Below are 18,810 nucleotides of genomic sequence, written 5' to 3'. Positions count from 1 at the left end.
GCCTCTTCATATTATGCTGTTTTTTGCGACAGCACCTTAATTTCAGGTTTAACCGTTTTCTCGACAACTTCTCGCGTTATCACGACACGTTTTTGTCCTTCAATAGAAGGAATGTCGAACATGATTTCCATCATGATGTTTTCCACGATCGCGCGCAAACCGCGTGCTCCCGTGTTCTGCTTGATTGCCAGATCGGCTATCGCGTCTATCGCCGGCTCTTCGAACACAAGTTCAACCTTGTCGATGTCCATCGACGCCTGGAACTGCTTGATTATGGCGTTCTTCGGCTCGGTGAGTATGCGCCTGAGATCTTCTCGCACCAGTTCGTTGAGCGATACAGTTATCGGAAGCCGCCCGATGAATTCAGGAATCAAGCCGAACTTGATCAGATCGTCCGGGGAAAGCTGGGCCATCAGTTCTTCGAGGCTTCGCTCCTTTTGAATCTTGATGTCCGCTCCGAAACCCATGGGATGCTGCGCAACGCGGGTTTCAACCATCTTGTCCAGTCCGACGAAGGCCCCTCCGCAAATGAAAAGGATGTTCGTCGTATCGATCTTGATCATTTCCTGATTAGGATGCTTTCTGCCTCCCTGGGGAGGCACGGAAGCCGTCGTTCCTTCGATGATCTTCAGCAAGGCCTGTTGAACGCCCTCTCCGGAAACATCCCGGGTGATGGAGACGTTCTCGCCCTTGCGCGCGATCTTGTCAATTTCATCGATATAAATGATTCCCCTCTCGGCGGCGGCTACGTTCCCGCCCGAGTTCTGAATCAGCTTGAGAAGAATATTCTCTACGTCTTCTCCGACGTAGCCGGCCTCGGTGAGAGTGGTCGCGTCGGCAATGGCGAAGGGTACCTTCATCTTTTGCGCGATAGTCCGCGCGAGAAGGGTCTTTCCCGATCCGGTCGGACCGATGAGGAGGACGTTCGATTTTTCGATCACCACGTCGTCGGGCGTTTTGCTCGGATTCGCTATGCGCTTGTAGTGGTTGTATATGGCCACCGAAAGGGTTTTCTTCGCTTTCTCCTGCCCGATGATGAACTGGTCGAGATGAGCCTTCATTTCTTTGGGCGTGGGAATATCGCCGGTGAACTCGGTGGACAGCTGCTGGTTTTCTTCTTCAAGAATTCCCTTGCATACGTCGATGCAGTGATCGCAAATGAATACTCCGGGACCGGCTATGATCTTACGCGAATTGTCCGCTGCTTTTCCGCAAAAAGAGCAGATCTGCTCTTTTTCATTTTTGAACCGCGCCATGCTTCCTCCGGGTCATCACCTGGTCTACCACTCCGTAGTCCCTGGCTTCTTCGGCGGACATGAAAAAATCTCTCTCCATGTCCTGTGCTATCACCTCCGGCGCCTTGCCGGTGTGGTATGAAAAGTACTCGATAGTCAGTTTTTTCAACCTGATAATCTCGCGAGCCTGAATGCCGATGTCTACGGCCTGGCCCTGCACTCCGCCCCAGGGCTGATGTATGAGCACCCGGGAAGAGGGAAGGGCGTTCCGCTTGCCGGCGCTTCCGCCCGCGAGAAGAATCGCCGCCATGCTGGCCGCCTGGCCGAGGCAATAAGTCTGGATATCGGACCTGATCTGCTGCATCGTGTCGTAGATCGCGAGGCCGGCGGTTACCGAGCCTCCGGGACTGTTGATGTACAGGTTGATGTCTTTTTCCGGATTCTGCGAATCCAGAAAAAGAAGCTGGGCGACGACCAGATCGGCCGTTGCGTCGTTTATTTCGCCGTCAATGAAAACAATCCTGTCCTTGAGAAGCCGGGAGAAAATATCGTACGAACGCTCGCCGTTTCCGGTTTGTTCGACTACGTAGGGTACCAGGTTGTTCATTTGTTCATTCATGTTTACTGCTCGTTCTTGAAAAGATCAGCAAAGGCTGTTTTAGCGCCCTTGGTTATAGTGCACTTCTCGAGGAGCTGCGCGTACAGGCGCTGTTCCTTGATGTCATCGATAAGATACTCTTTTCGGCGGGGATCCGCATAGTGTTTTTTCACTTCTTCCACGGAAATAGCGGCGCCCTCGGCGATCTTGGCGAATTCCGCTTCGACGTCTTCCGGCGTAACGGCAATCTCACGGTCCTTGAGAAGGAGTTCTACGACAACGCGGCTCTTCAGCAGCTTTTCAGCCTCGCTCCGCCATGATTCGAGCATGGAAGCCTTCGACTGTCCGGAGGCGATCATCAGCTTTTCGAGCTGGGCGGCGTCGGTGCGGAAGCGCTGGGCGAGCATCTGCCATCTTGATTCAAGCTCGGCTCCGATCATGGACTCGGGAAGCTCGAACGAGTTCTCTTCGACGATTTTCTCCAGAAGCGCGTTGCTTCTGAGCTCTTTCATCTTGTTCTCAAGAGCGGTTTCCATATTCTTCTTGATGTCCGCTTTCAGATCGTCGAGGGTTTTGAACTTCTCGTTCACGTCCTGGGCGAGTTCGTCGTCGAGGGCGGGAAGATTTCTCGCCTTCAGAGCCGTAAGGGTCACGCGGAGCTTCTTCGTAGTTCCCGCAAGATCCTTATCCTCGAAATCGGCCGGAAAGGACTTCGTGAAGTCCTTGGTCTGTCCTTTTTTCATGCCGACGACTTCATCGTCGAACTTGAAGATGTTGTAGCCGGTTCCGATGGTGAACACGAAATCCTGGCGCTGGGTTCCGGCGATCTCGGCTCCCGAATCGTCGAGTTCCGAATAATTGACCGTGGCGATGAAATCTTTTTTCGCCTTGTCGCCGTCGTTGCAGTCTACGACGATCGCGTTCCGTTCGCGAATGGCTTCAAGCTCTTCCTTCATTTCGGCGTCTCCGATCGCGACGACCGGAAGAGCGAGCTTGAATCCGTCTACCTTGCCGAGCTTTACCTCGGGGAATACATCGTAGGTGACGGAGAATGAAAGGTCTTTTTCAAGATCGAATTCGGGGGCCTTGTCCAGCACGGGCTGGGAATAGGGGAGGGGGCGCTCGTGCTCATTGGAAGCCTCGAAGATCTCTCCCAGAGCCTTCTCCATGATGTCTCCGGCTACGTCGCCCTTGAGCGCTTCGCCGTATTTTTTTTCAAGAACCGCGACGGGCACCTTTCCCTTTCTGAATCCGGGAAGTTGCATGGTGCGGGAATATTTCTGCAACAGATCGGAATAGCCTTTGGCGATTTCTTCCTTGCCGATGGTAACATCAAGCTGTACGCGCGATTTCTCGAGCTTTGTGAACTGCTTGTTCAAATTCATTGTGGTGTCCTCTTGCATTGATTAAGTTGTACCGGCTTAACCGGTTATTTTGCATAATAAAAAAAGGCGATCCGGATTTCACCGAATCGCCTTCCGAGTAAGAGCGGGAAACGGGAGTCGGACCCGCGACATCCACCTTGGCAAGGTGGCGCTCTACCACTGAGCTATTCCCGCAAAATCAAATGTTGCAGCACGTTAAAACGATCGGCGGAATCTGCGAGAGGAGGGACTTGAACCCTCACGCCTAAGCACCAGATCCTAAGTCTGGCGTGTCTGCCAATTCCACCACTCTCGCTCTTGTTCGGAATCCTACTTAAGAGTTTCAACATACTACCGAACCGGAAAGACTGTGTCAAGCACCTTCTGTACAGTTCTTTGAGCCATGAAGGGATCGAACCTTCGACCCACAGATTAAGAGTCTGTTGCTCTACCAGCTGAGCTAATGGCCCTGGTATTCGACGCATTTGATGCTGTTTTACGGCTTCTCTTGCATCCTTTACGGTTATCCGTTATACCGGAAACCATTTTTTTTGTCAAGCAGTCTTTCGAACCAACTTGACTTTTTCGCGTCACGCGGTTTTTCAATCCCGCTCGGCTTCTGCCATCAATCAACCTGCGCGGTCAATCAACGCTCGATATTATTATCCCAAATACAAAAAAGTGTCAATTATGCCGGAAGTTTTTTTCTCAAGGACGAGGCAGAACGTTTTACGCCGGGCGAAAGACTCAGCGCGGAGCCCCCGCGTACGCGGGTCCATGCAAGGGCGGAATCTGTCCGTCCAGCTATAAGCGTATCGCGCAAAAACAATGATTGACGGGGGAGGGTAGCGGCTTTACACTAAAAAATAAAAAAAGAGGTCTGCTCATGCTTGAAATAATAAAAACGGATATACGCCGCCGGGAATCTATTTCCGCGGCGTCTTTGCTTCTTTTGCTCGCATTGTCTCTGCCGATTGCATGCGGGATACCAGCACAGTTCGCGCCGAAGCCTTCCATTAGCGAAGATTATTACCGTGCGGCCAACGCTGCCTGGTTCGCGGAAAACCGCAACATTCCCCGGGGATACGCGGTTTGGAATCAGTTTACAGAGATCTCCTCGAACAATCGCAAGATGCAGATTGCAATGCTCGAAGAGTTCGCTTCATCTCCGCAACGCGAGGGTTCTTCGGAACAGCGTCTTTCAGATTTGTACTCTTCGGTACTCCGGATGGAAGATCGCAACGCGCTCGGTTGCGAGCCGGTTCGGCCCTACCTCGACGAGTATCGGAACGCCCAAAGCATCAAAGATCTTATAGAAGCGGATATGAACTGCTTCAAAGGCCTCGGACGTTCGTTCCTTCTCGTATTCTCGGTAAACCCGATGAGCGGCGGCGTTCCGACTTTAACTCACACCGGTCCTCTCCCCATGGAGCACGTTTCTTACCGGACGGGAAATTATTCTGATCCCTATTTCGTCTATCTCTCCGAACTGTTCGCTCTTTCAGGCAGTTCCCCTGCAGACGCAAAACAAAAGGCCCGCGCGGTGTACGCTTTCGAATCTCAAATCGCGGCATCGGCGCAATCTGCGGTAGAAGCTCAAAAAGATTCAAGCTGGATAAGCTATCCGTTTTATTTGTTCCGCACGTTGTACGGCTCTGTGGATTTTGCGGATATTTTTACGACGATGGGATTCAGGATCCCCGAATATGTTAATGTTAGCGATCAGGGAATGCTTGAAAAAGGCGCTTCCTTCTTTACGGAAGAACACCGGGAAGAGCTTTCGCTTTACGCTGAGGCGAGACTTCTTCATAGTTATAGCAGATGGCTTTCGGAAAACTTTGTTCGATCGAACGCGGCTTTTATAGCTAAGCTGTACGGAGGCAAAGATATTACCTCCAAACCGGACTGGCTCAGAGAATATGCTCTCGACGCGGCGTGCTTCTGGCTTCCGAACGATCTGGGAAAAGCCTTTGTCGAGCGCAGTTTTACTCAGGAGTCGAAACGGGATGTCGAGGGTTTAATCGCCCGCATTGTCGAACAATACAAAACCGACATTGCGTCATGCGGCTGGATGAGCGAAAGAACGAAAACCCGCGCGATTGAAAAGCTCGATAAGCTTGATGTAAAGGTAGGGTATCCGGAAGAGTGGAATTCCGCGGAGGACGGCGCGGCGTTGGGAACTGATCTTTGTAAGAACATTGCCGTGCTCAATCTCGCTCTAACGGAAAAGGGCCGTAAAATGCTGCTTGTAAACGCTGATAGACGCGCATGGCAGATTCCAGTCTTTACCGTCAATGCCTACTACAACCCGTCCAGGAACGAAATCATCTTCCCTGCGGGCTTTCTTCAGCCTCCCATATATGTAAGCGATGACTCCGAATCAAAAAAACTCGGGATGCTCGGCAGCGTTATCGGCCACGAAATCAGCCACGCATTCGACTCTGTCGGGGCGAATTACGACGCGAACGGCGCGCAGCGCTATTGGTGGACCCAGCGCGATCGCTCCGAATACGACAATCGATGCGTTTCATGCATGGAATTTTTTGACGGTTTGCCCATCGAGTCCGGTTTCGGCTTCGGGCTTAAAAATAACGGAGCGCTGACGCTTAACGAGAATATAGCAGACTTGAACGGAGTTCAATGCGCGTTAAAGGTTCTTGAAAGAACGGAAAATCCCGACTATCGCGAGTTTTTTCAGGGTTTTGCTCAATTTCATAGACAGATAGAGACTCGAAAGATGAGAAAATTGATCGCTACCAGGGATCCCCATAGCCTTCCGGTTATTCGAGTGAATAGAACTCTTTCAAACTTCGGGAAATTTTTGGAAACCTATGGCATCGCCGAGGGGGATCGGCTGTATGCGGCTCCTGAGAAGCGCGTGTCCTTCTGGTAGAGTACGGGACCTCGGGTACCGCCCGTCGATAGGGGAAAGTACCGGTTCCGCTACGCGAAACCATAGATTATCTGTACTCAACCGCTTAAACTCATCCGCACATTCTCAAAGAGGATAGCCAGAGTTACTCACAAAGTTGCTCACAATTTGCGGTGTCGAAGAACATTAAATCCTTCAACATTTGCTAACTCCTTACATTGTAAAGAGTTGTTTATGCGTCCGGAGGGTCTCGAACCCCCGACCTACGGATTCGAAGTCCGTCGCTCTATCCAACTGAGCTACGAACGCAAGTTTTCCGATTTCATGAAAACGCAGGCAGCCGGCTGATCGCCGGCCGCCGACGCGTTCGTAGGGTGGGTGATGGGTTTCGAACCCACGACAGCCAGATCCACAATCTGGTGCTCTACCCCTGAACTACACCCACCATCACTGATGTGACGAAAAGTATAGTGCCAGAGCGGGCGGAAAAAGTCAATAACCGATTTAGACTTTTTCAGGTTCAGTTTCATTCTCAGCTTCCGATACTCAAATGAAGGAGTTTTTTCATGAAACATCTGGAAGAATTGCTCGTTAAGGAAATTCAGACGATAACAAACCTGCTCGCCTGCCAAAAGCGGATGTATGCTTTTGTGCGAAACCGCGATTGGATTGCTTTTCAAAAAGAATTGATGCTTTCAAGCCGGATCGGCGACGCCTTTCTCGATCTTGAACAGATGAAATCCCGGGAAATGACCGGGGAGTCTGCAGATATAGATGTGAATACCGAATTTTATCGTTTAACTTCCTCGCTTCCGCCGCAGAAGCGTGAAAAGGTGAACTCTCTTTTCAGAGAGCTGCGGAAGCTTCTGCTTCTATCCCGGGCCGAAAACGAGGTGCTTCGAGTCTATGTTACGAACGCTCGAGCTGTCGTTTCCGGAATCGTGGACACTCTGGTTCCCGTCAGAAACAGCAAGGTATACACGAAAAGGGGGAGCATCGCCTCTCCGAATCTGGACAGCCTCGTGCTGAACCAGTCCATGTAAGGAGGGCCGAATGTCAACTTTCTCCGGAATAGAGATGGGAAAGCGAAGCCTCTTCGCTCATAGCCAGTCGATTCAAACCGCAGGCCACAACCTGTCGAATTCCTCCACGGAAGGATATACCCGGCAACGGGTTCAGCTGAAGGCTACTGATCCGTTATACCGCCCCGACCTGTCCCGGGCCGAAACCCCCGGTCAGATAGGGCAGGGAGTCTCGGTGGAATCCATAAATCGGCTCCGCGACGAACTGTTGGATACGAGAATCGTCGCGCAGACGAACCAGAAAGGATATTGGGAAACCAGAGATTCCTATGTACTGCAGATGGAGCAGGTTTTTAACGAGCCTGCCGATCAGTCCGTGCGCACTCGTATGGATCAATTCTGGGACTCATGGCAGGAACTTTCTCTGTATCCCGATTCCCGCAGCGCCAGGCAAGCCGTTCTAAGCCGCGGCGAAACCCTGGTGGATTCGATTCATCAACAGTACAGGGGCTTGCAGGGTATAAGGGATATGCTTAACGGCGACATCGAAGCCGTCACCACCCAGGTAAACGATATTACCCGACAAATAACGGCATTGAACGAAGAAATCGTAAAAGTGAAAGCAATGGGAGACAATCCGAACGATCTTATGGATTCCCGCGATCTTCTCACTGAAAAACTGTCGAATCTCATCAACATAACAGTAGATAAGAGGGATGTCGACGAAGAATACGTTATCCATGTCGACGGACAGGAGCTTGTCCAGGGGCGATCCCGAAGAGTGTTCGAGCTTAAATCCGGCGTAACGAACGACGGGTACGCCGCCGTTGTCTGGGGCGATTCCGGCGAAACCGCGAGTTTTTCAGGCGGCAAGCTGGGAGCGCTCATCGGTTTGCGCGACGGAGATCTCCGCGAAGAAGTTCAAAATCTCGACACCATGACCATGACCTTCGTGGATTTGGTGAACGATATTCACCGCGACGGAACCGGAGCGAACGGCAAAACCGGGTTGGATTTTTTCACCGAACAGGATTTCATCAATAACGTCGCGGGCAATTACGACCGCGACGGCGATGGAGCCTATGATTCTTCATACATTTACCGCATTACGGGAGCCAACGTTCTTAATCCTCGCGAGCAAATCGGCTTGAGCGGATCGATCCGTCTATCCTCCTCGTCGGGCACTGTCGATGTTCCCTACTTCCCTACCGATATGGTCGCGGACGTCGTCCGGCGAATCAATGATTCCGGCGCAGAGGTCGTTTCGTCCCTCGACGATTCGGGCCGCCTGGTGATGAAGGCGACGACATCATCATCGCCGGATAATCCCGACTTCGTCATCCGCTATATGGAGGACTCCGGTCATTTCTTGACAGGCTATGCGGGAGTCCTTGACCAACGGGGAGCGGAAGGCGCGTATTCCTGGGATCGAGCAGACGCCGTTGATGCCTTGTCGCAACGAAATCCCTCCCGATCCGTCTCTCCGATCGCTCATCCTGCCGGTTGGATGGAAATCAATCCGTTGATGAAGCAGGACGTGCAGAGCATCGCGGCGGGCATAGCGGAAAGCGACGGAACTTTGCACCCCGGCGACAACCGGGTCGCTTTGGCGATATCCTCGATCAGGAATACGCCCGTCATGGTCGGCGACAGCAGAACTTTCGACGATTACTTCGCCGAGGCGGTTACCCGCGCCGGGTTGAAGGGAGAACAGGCGAGCAGGTCTCTCGACACGCAGCTTGCGATCCTCGGCGAACTCCACGGGCTTCGAGACTCGATCTCGGGCGTGAACGTAGATGAGGAATTGGCGGATATCATCAAATTTCAGCATGGATACAACGCTGCGGCGAAATTCATCACCACTATAGACGAAATGCTGGATACCGTAATCAACCGGTTGAAGGTGTAGGGAGTAGCCGATGAGACGAATCAGTTCAAATTTACAGCATGACGATATTCAGGCCGCCCTGCGCCGACAAGAGGCGCGGACAGGAAATCTGAATAACCAGATTTCAAATCACCGTAAAATTCAGAATCTCCGGGACGATCCGCTCGCTGCGGGTCACGCGGTGCGGTATCAGTCCTATCTCGCCCGTCTGGAACGGTTCGAAACCAACGGTAAAACCGCTATTGACCGGTTTTCCTTCGCGGAAGGAAATGTCAATCAATCTCTTCAGATCATGCACCGGGTCCGCGAGCTGGCTCTTACTGGCGCCCACGGAACCTTCACGCCCGAAGACATGAAGAATATTGCCGTCGAGGTGGATCAGCTGCTGCAGGAACTGGTTCAGAACGCGAACGTGCAGGGTCCTGACGGATCGCGCGTGTTTGCCGGAACTAAATCTTTCACCGAGCCCTTCGAGACCGTGCTCGGCGATGTCGACGGTGCAGGAAATCCTCTCATAAGGGAAGTTCGCTACAACGGCTCAGTCCAGGGTTCCGAGCTTGAAATCGACGAACTCGGATTTCTTGAAGCAGGCTTTCCCGGCAATCAAACCTTCTGGGCTGAGCAGCAAACGCTGTTCTCGGAAGTCGATGCCTCTGCATTCATTGCTAAGACAGATTCGTCCTTCGACGTAGACGGAATCCGGGTTCCTGTGTCCGCCGGAGACAATGTGCATTCAATAATCGCCAAGATTAACGATTCGGGCGCCGCGGTGAAAGCGTACCTTGATCCCGTGACGAACGGTCTCAATATGGAGACGACGGACGCCCATCAGCTATGGCTTTCCGATTCTCCCGGCGGAGACACGCTTTCGTCGCTCGGAATTATCAAGACAAACCAGCGTCCTCCATACAATCTGTCCCCCTCGACGAAGATTTCCGGAGGTTCGCTTTTCGACACGGTCATAGCTCTCCGCGACGCCCTTATGCAGGGCGACCAGGAGGCCGTAGGAAGCAGGGTTCTCGGCTCTCTCGATGCGGGAATCGGAAATCTTGCAACGCGCCTTTCCGACATCGGCTCGCGATACGAACGGACGAAGGCGACCATTGCGCGGCTGGAAGTCCAGCAGATTAATACGACAGCGGCGGAGTCTCGGGAAGCCGATATCGACTTTACAAAAGCCGTCACAGACCTTAAGATGTACGAACTCGCTCAGCAGGCTACTCTCAGCACTGCCGGCAAGCTGTACTCAAATACATTGCTGAACTACATGAGATAAGGTGATTTGTAATGGATATTCGGACTAAAGCGATGGGAACCGTTTCCATCGTGGAAAAACAGATAATTACTCTTGAACTAGGTTTCTACGGCTTTGCGCAATTCAAGCGATTTGCTCTGCTGGACGCCGAGCAAAAACCTTTCATCTGGGTTCAATCCCTTGAAAAAGAAGATTTGGCCTTTTTAGTCCTCGATCCCTTCATTTTCCGCCCCGATTATGAAATCGATGTCGACGACTCCCTTCTTTCGTCCCTTGAAATCGATTCTCCTTCGGACGTTCTGGTGTTTGTCCTCGTAACGATCCCCGGTAACGGATCTCCTATAACCGCCAATCTGCAGGGTCCCTTGATCGTAAACAAGAAAAACAACAAGGCGTTGCAGGCTGTCTTAAGCGATCCGCGTTGGCAGACTAAACACGATATCGCCGCCGAATCGGCTTCGAAGCGGGGCCGCTGATGCTGATACTATCGAGAAAAATTAATGAAAAGATAATGATCGGAGACGATATTTCCGTGACTATCATAGAAATCCGCGGAGATCAGGTTAAAATCGGAGTGGAAGCCCCTAAATCGGTGAAAGTTTTCAGACATGAAGTATTTGAAGCGATCAAGAGCGAAAACCAGGCCGCCGCCGTTTCGCAGCCGGATCTTTCAGGCTTGTCCGGAATCTTATTGGATCAATGATCCGTATTCCGGAGATCGGTCTCTCATGACCGCTCCGGGATTGCCGTTATCCCTTAAAAGCAGCCATATGTCGTCGAAGTCCTGATGTATTCTGGTGAATACATCCACCAGATTCGGGTCGAACTGTGTCCCTTTCCCTTCCAGGATTTTCGCTACTGTTTCTTCGTGCGTGCATTCGTTTTTATATGTTCGTTTCATTCTCAGCGCGTCGTATACGTCCGCAATGGTTACTATTCTTGCTGAAAGAGGGATCATCTCTCCGTCGAGCTTGAACGGGTAACCGTTGCCGTTCCACCACTCATGGTGGCTCAGCGCTATTTCCTTGGCCATGGGAATGGGATAGGACGATAGTATAAACGTTCCGTTGATCGTATGCTCCCTCATAATCTCCCATTCCTGCTCGTTCAGCTTTCCCGGTTTTTGCAAAATGTAATCGGGCGTACCGATTTTGCCCACATCGTGCATGCATGCGAGAAATCCGATATTGTCGATAAAGTCCGGATCGATTTGGGGGTATTTTTTTATGGCATATAAATATTCGGCCATCTTTCGGCAATAATAGCCGACGCGTTCATCGTGCATTCCCGTATCGTTATCCTTGAGCTTTGCCGCTTCAAGGATGCTCTTAAAAGTAGACTGCAATTGCTTGAAATGATCGTGCGAGATGTCCTCGAAGAATACCTGATAGCCGGCAAGGCTTCCGGATGCTGAAAACAGCGGGCTGATTATCGTATGAGTATACAGTGTTTTTGTCGTCGGAGTTTTATGCCGCAAAGTTCCGGACCAAGTGTAGCCCCGCTCGAAGGATTTCAATGCAACCAGGAAATCCTGCATTTCTTTCAGTTCAAGCGTATTGAGGAATATATTGAAAAAAGGGCGTTCAGTAATGCGATAATAATCTGAAAAAAGCTGATGAGTCTTCGGCGTCGTATGAATGACGCTTAAATTCTTATCCAGTATCATCAACGGAATGTTCGGATTGTTTAAAAGCTGGATGATTCCGACGGTTTCTTTCGTTCTGCGGTGCGTGCGTTCCTCTAAAGGCTCGGGAACAAGAGCGTCGTGTTCATCGTATAACGCGCATTCCTCGAGGAGTTCCGGTAGTTCTTCCAATATTCCTTCGTCAGTCTTATCCGTTTTCTGCGTCACTTTTCCTCACATATAAGGGACCTGAATCCTCGGTCACGTATTCAGTATACTGTAATTGATTGGAATCCGCAATTAATAGCAGCTCGCGAGCGATTCCAATATGGCCTGTTTTTACATACTGGACCGAGAGCAACGGCGAAAAATCCCTCAGTTTGTCCGAGAATTCCCGGGAATCCGGTCCCGCGACGAGAATCTGCTCTTCGGGGTCGGCATAGCCGGAAAAAGTTTCCGGCGAAATATCGAGAGGCTCTGAGCAGGGGCTTCCCTGTCTGTACAAGCGAGCGTAGAATCTGTTCTTTTTTGCGTCGAGAACCGACGCGACTAATCCGGGGAAATGGAGCACAGGTCGCGCATAGCAATCCAGAGCTTGAATAACTCTCATCGGGCAGCCTGCGCTCAGCTGAATCGCCTTGGCCGCGGACCAGGCTAATCGCAGTCCGGTGAACGACCCCGGTCCCGACGGACAGACGACCAATTCGGTCTCTTTCGCGGAGAAACCTGCGAGGGAGACTGCCGTATCCAAAATCTGGATTATCGATTGGGCGTGCTGTCCCGACTCTTCAAGCTCTATAGTCGCCGTACCTTTCGGTCCCTTCGCGGATACAGAAAGTGCAGGGGTAATAGTGTCTATCGCGATGATGTTCATCTTAGAATGCATCTCCCCAAGGCCAATTTTCCGATTCGATTCGATGAACTCCCGATTGGTCGACGCTTAATCGAATAACGATAGCGTTTTTCGGCATGGCTTCCATGACTTTTTCGCTCCATTCAACGACGCACGCGCCGTCTCCCCATAACAGTTCCTCGACGCCCAGATCAAGAAAATCCTGTACAGAGTCGAGTCTATAGGCGTCCATATGATATAGGGGAATTCTATTCGGGTATTCGGAAATCAACGTGAACGTAGGACTTGTAATCTGTTCGTCAATCCCCATGCCCAAGGCAATTCCCTGGGTTAGCGTCGTTTTTCCCGCGGCCAAGGTTCCCTGCAGCGCGATCACGTCGCCTTTTTGCAGACGTTTTCCAATTTCAAAGCCGATTTTCAGCGTTTCTTCGCGTGAATGGGATTCAAGAATCATACCTTGAAATTACCGCATCCTAAGTTTCGGGTCAAGGCGATGACTTTTAAGGCAGTTTCCCTTCTTTTTCCAGCTCCGTCACTGCATCCTTAATGCTTCGCAGAAGGGGGAGCAGGGGGTAATCGATAGAGTCGATAAGCTTTATTTGTATATCTTTTTTTCCGGTCGGAGCGGTTTCTATGGTGAATTCGATTTTTCCGCTCAAATTTCCGGTTCCCAACTGAAATACTACCGTAGCCGTGAATTCTCTGCGGTAATAAATATAGTTCTCTTTGCGGATTATGTCGGATATGTTCAATAGTGTCATCGAGTTCCTTCTCTGTGGTAAATTATCGAATATATCCTGTTCATCGTCACCCGGGGCATTTTCGCGAATTGGATATGCATGTTCAAGTCTCCTGTCCCGACCTCGCCGGTAATCCGGACAACCTTGCCGATGATCGTATCCGTGTTTCCTGGCATAAGTATACACTGTATTTGCAGATATTCGCCAATGGGAAGCTGCTCCGAGACGGATATGCTGCACCCTCCGGCTGAAATATCATGGATCAGGCCGGGATATGTTTTCTTGGAAGGAAAGAATTTATGTTCTGTTTTTTTTCCGTTGACCACATTAGCGACCGTTACATGGCAGAACGTACATTCAACCTGAATGCTTTTTCTGTCATGTTTCCGATTAGGCAATGCTGTTACCGAATCGGTATGGGCAAGCAGAAAATGAGTTCCGGTTCGATGCGATCTGTATTGCAGAATTTTGGTTTTGCAGCGGTAGGATTGTCCTCCAGCCCCGGTAAAGAACAGTTCTAACTGGGATCTGATCGGGAGGCGCAGTTCATTGCCGAAAAGATCTCTGGGAATGAGGCATTGGATCCCCTCGGTGCTGTTCTCTGTTACCGCCGACTGATACTGCTCGCCTGATTCTACCGTCATGGAAAAGCCTATCCCCGTTTTGAGCGCTCTCGTGGAGGAAATCAGCTCGCCGGCTTTTCTACGGTTGTCTATGGCTTCCCTTATAAAAAAAACGAGGGTTTTCTGGCGTTCCGATTCTCTGCTTGCGGCGGCAACCTCTAGTTCGTGGAGCAAACTTGTAAATAGAGCGTCTACAGCGGCTTTATCCTGGATGAACTGGGCCGGATGGATGATGTTCTTTTTTTTGCATATTTTCGCGAAAAACTCAGACTGCTCTGCAGTGAACGAAAAAAGCTTCGAGACAGCCTTCAATTCCTTCGAAGACACGGTCTCCTGTACCTGCGTACTATGCGGAACTTCTCCGCGAACCGGCGCTTTCTGCTTTTTTGTAGCAGTCTTGCGGGTTTCCTTCCAGGTGAGATAGATCCTGAGAACGACGACCATGCCGATAAGAACGGCAATGGGCGCCACATATTTCGGGTTCATGCTCGTCTGGTAGGGGAGTACCTGTAAAAAAGGCATCGGTCCGTTCATGTTTTTTTTCCTTACTTTTGCCGTAACTGCGAGAGAGTTTCGCCCAGCCGGGATATGCGAGGCGCAAGTTCGTACTCTGAAATATCGCCTATCATTATAGTATCGTTTTCTTTAAGAGCTGAGAGCAAATCCTCTAAAAGAGGAGATAAAAGGTTAGGGCATTCATGGATGGGGCGGTCTTCAAACAACACCTCCTCGTATTGAATCCCCGTCAACGGCATGAGCGGAAGCAGACGGTAGAGATTCTGCAGCTCCAGCGAGAACGCGTTGATGCTTTCCATTACTTCCATATCCTTGCCGGTTTGAAGTTCAACCGGTATTTGCTCAAGCCGCGGAATGAAGGCCAAAAGAGTTGCGCCTGATTCCGCCAGCAGTGTTCTGATATGATCTCCGTTAATCGTTTCAAGCTCGATCGATTGTACGCTTTCCGGTTTGCGGGAAAAAACCTCGTCGAGATGTTCCGCCGGTATGATATTTCCGTCGATTTTTATATTTGTGATAGTCTGGCACGAACGTTCGCATTCAGATTCGAGCGATCCTAGAACTTCTCCGAGCGTAGCCTCGTTTTCAGGGGTGAAATCTATCATTTCTCCGTTTATTCGTAAAATCATCGCGTGCTCCTTTGCGCTAATTGCTGTTTTGCTTATTGAAATTGGAAATCGAATTAGATTGATTCTGAAGATTATTCAGCGTTCCTTCCATTTTTCCGTACTTATTTCGCAGTTCATCTTCTTTGTCTTCAAGCTGTTTGTCTAATTGAGTTATCTTTTTTTCGGAATTCGTAATTCTGGACGCAAGACCGTTTGTTCTGGTCGAGAAGATTCCGCCGGTCTGTACATAGGGCGTTAGCTGGGAATCGATCGAAAAAGCTACTCCTGCGTCGATGATGAGATCTCCATCGGTATCCAATCCGAACAGGCTTTTTATTTCCGGCATTCTGTTTTTTAATGCCTCATCCAGTTTTTTCTCGTCGATTTCCAGGTATCCCCTTAATCGGGCTGAGTCCACCCCTCCTCCGGCGTTCGATTTTGTGGATATGCCCAAATCCGACAAGAGACGCAATGCGCTGCCTTCAATCGCTGGATAAGAACCGCTCGTAATTCTTTGAAGAGACGACTTGATGCCGTTTAACGTAGTGTCTCCCTGCATCATTCCGAGTTTTTCTTCCGAGCTTTTGCGTTCTTCCTCGGTGAAGTATTGAATTTCTGAGATGATTTCAGGCTTTAATTGAGTTAATATATTGATTTCAGCCATGAGACGGTTGTAGCCGCCCACGAGCGAAATAATAGCTTCTTTCGCTACTTCCGTATCCGGCTTGATGGTGATCGTTTCCTGATTTTCAGTGGGTTCCTGCAGCGTCAGGGTGACGCCGGGAATGAGATCGTCGATCGAATTCGTGCTTCGAACGATCTGAATTCCTTCATAGGTAAAGCGCGCATCCTGGGCGACCGACACAGGATTGACCGGGACATACCCGTTAGACGCCTTTGGATCCTTGATTATAATATTCTCGATTTTATAGCTTCGTTCGGTATTTCTGTTATGAATCACCAGGGCGTTCACATCTCCGAATTCCGAAAGATTGATTGATACGTCGCTTGATAACTCTCCTTCCGGAGGAGGGGGGAGCGGCATGGCCTGGCCGCGAGAAGAACGAAGCGATACAACCGAGGGATCAGTCACTGGAACTTTCGGCTGGGGAGGGGCAGTCTGAGTCAAAGCCGTTTCCGACGGCGTGTTTTGAATCGTGATTCCCTTCCATTCGAGAACAGGCGGCGTGCCGATGACGGGCCCTGAAGCTCCGGGAGAGACTTCTGTTTCCCCTGCTTCAGTGGTTTCCCATGATATCCGGTATTCGAGCACAAGTCCGTCTTTAGCTCGAGCGGTAGAGGAAAACTCAACCAGTGAATTCGAGACCGGCGGCGCGTACACGTCAGAAAGTGATGTTTCAATCGCGTTCGCTTCGTCTTTTTTGATGAGTCCCACGTCTAACGCGAATGTTTTCGCGTCGTCTTCGAAGCTTAGTCGATGCTTCTCACCAGTTTTCAGAGATTCAATCAACAGAGCTCGTGTGTTCGGCGTAACTTGAATGAGCGAGGACCGGAGCATTCCTGTTCCTCGTCTATTGAGCGCATCGGAAAAATCCTGATAGGTTCCGCCCTTCCATTGAAACTGGAGCGTTTTATCGCCCACGGCGAAACTGTAGCTCCCCGGAGGTACTTTTCCGTCCCGAGGAATTTCGGAAGACAGAAAACTGTCGGCGGCCGCTACCTGATTGATTTTTAGCTTAAAGCTTTGCTCTCTCGCTTCGCGGGTGGCGGAAACGCTGACAGCCCTGTCGTTTGTGCTTTCGCCGTTTTTTTCTGTAAAAGGATTATTAAAAGAGAAGAGGTTTTTTGCCGTATCGCGCAAAGTCGTGCTGAGCCGGGTTAAATCCCTCCATGCAGACTGCTGGGCCTTATATGTCTTAAGCTGTTCCTCTTCGCGGTTGCGAGGAATTCTCTCGACCTTCATAAGGCCTTCAATGAGTTGGTCGGTCTTGTATTTGCTGGCTGTTACGCCGGGAATGCTGATATCGGACACAACCTGACCTCCTCATGAATAAGTTGCAGAGGTACCGCGGCTGAGCAGAATCAGTGTCTAAATTGATTCGTCGAAAAGGAGACCAAGAGCCTCTTTGATCCTTATCTGCAAACGCTGTATCTCGGCAGAGGGAATTTCCCTTATTACCTTATCGGTGCTTGAGTCTATCACCTTGACTACAACACGGTTCAGATCATCGTTAATCCTGAACTGCAGTTTTCGATCAAACATGCTGGAAATGGTCTGCATTTGTTGAACAAATTCAGACGCTTTGGTTTTATCCGAAGCTGCTTGTTGTTCGTTTTCGATTTCCTGGCTTTGAGCCGAGGTTTGCAAGGCTGCTGATGTGGTACGCAAAGTTGAATTAACAGAACCTTCAAGCCGGCGATCCATCGCCGCGAGCTGCTGTCCGATGCCTGATACTTCTAAGCTCATCGACAACCTCCTTGAAAGAAAGGTCTTTCTGTATCGTCCCTGATACAACTATATATACACTGTAGCAAAGCTACAGCTATTTTCAAAAAAACGAAGGAGGAAGGGCGCTTCTTCCCCCTCCGAAATTAGGGTATAAAGAAAAAAGAGATGACGTCCAGAATTCTCTTTTATACCCTGCCGCCCATCTACTGGATCAGTCTCATGACTGATTGAGGTTGGGTGTTGGCCTGAGCGAGCATCGCGTTTCCTGCCTGGCTGAGGATCTGGTTTTTGGTGAAATCCACCATTTCCTGTGCCATGTCGGTGTCGCGAATGCGAGATTCGGCGGCTTGCATATTTTCCGCCGCGATTCCGATTCCCTTGGCGGCCATTTCGAACCTGTTCTGGTAGGCGCCGAGGTCGGCGCGCTGCTTGTTCAGGGTCTTCAGGGCTGAGTCGAGGGATGCAATAGCCATATTGGCGCCGTCAACAGATGAAAGTGAAATCATGGAGTTTTCCGTTCCCTGGGTTCCGCTAAGACCAAGAGCCTGTGCGGTCATGGTCCCGATAAACACCGTTTCGCTCTGGTCGACGTTCGCGCCGACCTGAATCTGCATGGGCCCTGTCGCGGAGTCCTTGGCGAAACGTCCGGTAAGGATGTTCATGCCGTTGAACTGCGCATGGCTAGCGATGCGGTTAACTTCGTCAACAAGCTGGGAAACTTCTACCTGAATCTGCATTCTGTCTTCAGCGGAGTAGACTCCGTTCGCAGACTGAATGGAAAGTTCGCGCAGACGCTGAACGATGTCGGTGGTTTCCGCCAGATAACCTTCGGTTGCCTGGATGAACGAAACACCGTTCTGGATGTTTTTTCCCGCCTGATTGAGGCCGCGGATCTGGCTTCGCATCTTTTCAGATACAGCCAATCCCGAAGCATCGTCTCCGGCTTTGTTGATGCGTTGACCGCTTGAGAGCTTCTCTATGTTCTGTTGCAGGTTGGCGTTCAATACGCCTGACTGCCGCTGAGCATACATAGCACTCATGTTGTGGTTGATGACCATTATGACCCTCCTTGAAGTCTTAGTGGTCCGGCAATCCTTGCCAGACCTCGATATGCCTGTCTTTCATTCCATTGGAAGACGAAAGCGCCTCTCCCATCCGGCATGAATACGTACCGGCACGGATGGTTTCGCTGCCGCCCTGAA

Annotated in this window: 18 protein-coding genes and 5 tRNA genes; 6 read left to right on the top strand and 17 right to left on the bottom strand. The window is 50.6% G+C overall.

Annotated features, from left to right (window positions below):
• Positions 1–11: 11 nt before the first annotated feature.
• From clpX to K7J14_RS09200, 6 genes are all read right to left on the bottom strand, one after another.
• Positions 12–1,256, bottom strand: a complete 1,245-nt coding sequence (clpX, locus tag K7J14_RS09225; RefSeq protein ID WP_230755528.1) for an ATP-dependent Clp protease ATP-binding subunit ClpX — start codon at positions 1,254–1,256, stop codon at positions 12–14.
• Positions 1,237–1,854, bottom strand: coding sequence for an ATP-dependent Clp endopeptidase proteolytic subunit ClpP (gene clpP, locus K7J14_RS09220; protein WP_230755526.1), 618 nt, complete (start codon positions 1,852–1,854; stop codon positions 1,237–1,239). Before clpP ends, clpX begins: the two co-directional genes overlap by 20 nt.
• Before the next feature lie 2 nt (positions 1,855–1,856).
• Entirely contained in the window at positions 1,857–3,218 is a 1,362-nt protein-coding gene (gene tig / locus K7J14_RS09215; protein WP_230755524.1) for a trigger factor, read from the bottom strand.
• 102 nt (positions 3,219–3,320) lie between these two features.
• A tRNA-Gly gene (locus K7J14_RS09210) sits at positions 3,321–3,392 on the bottom strand.
• 41 nt (positions 3,393–3,433) lie between these two features.
• Positions 3,434–3,513 (bottom strand) — tRNA-Leu (locus tag K7J14_RS09205).
• An 81-nt stretch (positions 3,514–3,594) separates the two neighbouring features.
• Positions 3,595–3,667: transfer RNA gene (locus K7J14_RS09200), tRNA-Lys, on the bottom strand.
• 416 nt (positions 3,668–4,083) lie between these two features.
• Here K7J14_RS09200 and K7J14_RS09195 point away from each other — a divergent pair.
• A complete protein-coding gene (locus tag K7J14_RS09195) occupies positions 4,084–6,090 on the top strand; it encodes a M13 family metallopeptidase (protein ID WP_230755522.1) in 2,007 nt (668 codons plus the stop codon).
• A gap of 214 nt (positions 6,091–6,304) precedes the next feature.
• Here the strand turns inward: K7J14_RS09195 and K7J14_RS09190 are convergent.
• Positions 6,305–6,378: transfer RNA gene (locus tag K7J14_RS09190), tRNA-Arg, on the bottom strand.
• A 64-nt stretch (positions 6,379–6,442) separates the two neighbouring features.
• Positions 6,443–6,514, bottom strand: a tRNA-His gene (locus tag K7J14_RS09185).
• A gap of 121 nt (positions 6,515–6,635) precedes the next feature.
• Between K7J14_RS09185 and K7J14_RS09180 the strand changes: the two genes are divergently transcribed.
• Genes K7J14_RS09180 through csrA form a run of 5 tightly spaced genes read left to right on the top strand, consistent with a single transcriptional unit; the run spans position 6,636 to position 10,937 of the window.
• Positions 6,636–7,112, top strand: coding sequence for a hypothetical protein (locus tag K7J14_RS09180; RefSeq protein ID WP_230755520.1), 477 nt, complete (start codon positions 6,636–6,638; stop codon positions 7,110–7,112).
• A gap of 10 nt (positions 7,113–7,122) precedes the next feature.
• The gene (gene flgK / locus K7J14_RS09175; RefSeq protein WP_230755518.1) at positions 7,123–9,000 is read left to right on the top strand and encodes a flagellar hook-associated protein FlgK; all 1,878 of its coding nucleotides are present in this window, start codon (positions 7,123–7,125) and stop codon (positions 8,998–9,000) included.
• Between the two features lie 10 nt (positions 9,001–9,010).
• On the top strand, positions 9,011–10,255 hold the full coding sequence (locus K7J14_RS09170; protein ID WP_230755516.1) for a flagellar hook-associated protein 3: 1,245 nt from the start codon (positions 9,011–9,013) through the stop codon (positions 10,253–10,255).
• Between the two features lie 11 nt (positions 10,256–10,266).
• Positions 10,267–10,710 carry a flagellar assembly protein FliW gene (fliW, locus tag K7J14_RS09165; protein WP_230755514.1) on the top strand — a complete coding sequence of 148 codons (444 nt, stop codon included), beginning with the start codon at positions 10,267–10,269 and terminating at the stop codon, positions 10,708–10,710.
• Positions 10,710–10,937, top strand: coding sequence for a carbon storage regulator CsrA (csrA, locus tag K7J14_RS09160; protein WP_230755512.1), 228 nt, complete (start codon positions 10,710–10,712; stop codon positions 10,935–10,937). The genes fliW and csrA overlap by 1 nt, the downstream gene beginning before the upstream one ends.
• Here csrA and K7J14_RS09155 read toward each other — a convergent pair.
• From K7J14_RS09155 to K7J14_RS09115, 9 genes are all read right to left on the bottom strand, one after another.
• Positions 10,923–12,086, bottom strand: a complete 1,164-nt coding sequence (locus tag K7J14_RS09155) for an HD domain-containing phosphohydrolase (RefSeq protein ID WP_230755510.1) — start codon at positions 12,084–12,086, stop codon at positions 10,923–10,925. The two genes, csrA and K7J14_RS09155, sit on opposite strands and share 15 nt — an antisense overlap.
• Positions 12,067–12,732, bottom strand: a complete 666-nt coding sequence (gene tsaB, locus K7J14_RS09150; RefSeq protein ID WP_230755509.1) for a tRNA (adenosine(37)-N6)-threonylcarbamoyltransferase complex dimerization subunit type 1 TsaB — start codon at positions 12,730–12,732, stop codon at positions 12,067–12,069. Before tsaB ends, K7J14_RS09155 begins: the two co-directional genes overlap by 20 nt.
• Position 12,733: 1 nt before the next feature.
• A complete protein-coding gene (gene tsaE / locus K7J14_RS09145; RefSeq protein WP_230755508.1) occupies positions 12,734–13,165 on the bottom strand; it encodes a tRNA (adenosine(37)-N6)-threonylcarbamoyltransferase complex ATPase subunit type 1 TsaE in 432 nt (143 codons plus the stop codon).
• Positions 13,166–13,211: 46 nt separating this feature from the next.
• On the bottom strand, positions 13,212–13,472 hold the full coding sequence (locus K7J14_RS09140; protein ID WP_230755507.1) for a hypothetical protein: 261 nt from the start codon (positions 13,470–13,472) through the stop codon (positions 13,212–13,214).
• Complete coding sequence (locus K7J14_RS09135) at positions 13,469–14,608, bottom strand: PilZ domain-containing protein (RefSeq protein WP_230755506.1); 1,140 nt, start codon at positions 14,606–14,608, stop codon at positions 13,469–13,471. Before K7J14_RS09135 ends, K7J14_RS09140 begins: the two co-directional genes overlap by 4 nt.
• Before the next feature lie 11 nt (positions 14,609–14,619).
• Entirely contained in the window at positions 14,620–15,219 is a 600-nt protein-coding gene (locus K7J14_RS09130) for a hypothetical protein (protein WP_230755504.1), read from the bottom strand.
• A 16-nt stretch (positions 15,220–15,235) separates the two neighbouring features.
• Positions 15,236–17,191 (bottom strand): flagellar filament capping protein FliD, encoded by a 1,956-nt coding sequence (gene fliD / locus K7J14_RS09125; RefSeq protein WP_230755502.1) that lies wholly within the window; start codon positions 17,189–17,191, stop codon positions 15,236–15,238.
• Between the two features lie 57 nt (positions 17,192–17,248).
• Entirely contained in the window at positions 17,249–17,626 is a 378-nt protein-coding gene (locus K7J14_RS09120; protein ID WP_230755500.1) for a flagellar protein FlaG, read from the bottom strand.
• Positions 17,627–17,811: 185 nt separating this feature from the next.
• Complete coding sequence (locus tag K7J14_RS09115) at positions 17,812–18,666, bottom strand: flagellin N-terminal helical domain-containing protein (RefSeq protein WP_230755498.1); 855 nt, start codon at positions 18,664–18,666, stop codon at positions 17,812–17,814.
• Positions 18,667–18,810 lie beyond the last annotated feature (144 nt).

It is taken from the genome of Teretinema zuelzerae, from assembly GCF_021021555.1.
Lineage (GTDB): Bacteria > Spirochaetota > Spirochaetia > Treponematales > Treponemataceae > Teretinema > Teretinema zuelzerae.
The sequence above is the reverse complement of the archived record's forward strand: the minus strand, read 5'-3'. Positions and strand labels throughout refer to the sequence as shown.

Bases quoted from the DNA above. Each gene is read 5' to 3' on its own strand.
- clpX (WP_230755528.1), bottom strand. From the start codon at position 1,256: ATGGCGCGGTTCAAAAATGAAAAAGAGCAGATCTGCTCTTTTTGCGGA.
- clpP (WP_230755526.1), bottom strand. From the start codon at position 1,854: ATGAATGAACAAATGAACAACCTGGTACCCTACGTAGTCGAACAAACC.
- tig (WP_230755524.1), bottom strand. From the start codon at position 3,218: ATGAATTTGAACAAGCAGTTCACAAAGCTCGAGAAATCGCGCGTACAG.
- K7J14_RS09195 (WP_230755522.1), top strand. From the start codon at position 4,084: ATGCTTGAAATAATAAAAACGGATATACGCCGCCGGGAATCTATTTCC.
- K7J14_RS09180 (WP_230755520.1), top strand. From the start codon at position 6,636: ATGAAACATCTGGAAGAATTGCTCGTTAAGGAAATTCAGACGATAACA.
- flgK (WP_230755518.1), top strand. From the start codon at position 7,123: ATGTCAACTTTCTCCGGAATAGAGATGGGAAAGCGAAGCCTCTTCGCT.
- K7J14_RS09170 (WP_230755516.1), top strand. From the start codon at position 9,011: ATGAGACGAATCAGTTCAAATTTACAGCATGACGATATTCAGGCCGCC.
- fliW (WP_230755514.1), top strand. From the start codon at position 10,267: ATGGATATTCGGACTAAAGCGATGGGAACCGTTTCCATCGTGGAAAAA.
- csrA (WP_230755512.1), top strand. From the start codon at position 10,710: ATGCTGATACTATCGAGAAAAATTAATGAAAAGATAATGATCGGAGAC.
- tsaB (WP_230755509.1), bottom strand. From the start codon at position 12,732: ATGAACATCATCGCGATAGACACTATTACCCCTGCACTTTCTGTATCC.
- tsaE (WP_230755508.1), bottom strand. From the start codon at position 13,165: ATGATTCTTGAATCCCATTCACGCGAAGAAACGCTGAAAATCGGCTTT.
- K7J14_RS09140 (WP_230755507.1), bottom strand. From the start codon at position 13,472: ATGACACTATTGAACATATCCGACATAATCCGCAAAGAGAACTATATT.
- K7J14_RS09135 (WP_230755506.1), bottom strand. From the start codon at position 14,608: ATGAACGGACCGATGCCTTTTTTACAGGTACTCCCCTACCAGACGAGC.
- K7J14_RS09130 (WP_230755504.1), bottom strand. From the start codon at position 15,219: ATGATTTTACGAATAAACGGAGAAATGATAGATTTCACCCCTGAAAAC.
- K7J14_RS09120 (WP_230755500.1), bottom strand. From the start codon at position 17,626: ATGAGCTTAGAAGTATCAGGCATCGGACAGCAGCTCGCGGCGATGGAT.
- K7J14_RS09115 (WP_230755498.1), bottom strand. From the start codon at position 18,666: ATGGTCATCAACCACAACATGAGTGCTATGTATGCTCAGCGGCAGTCA.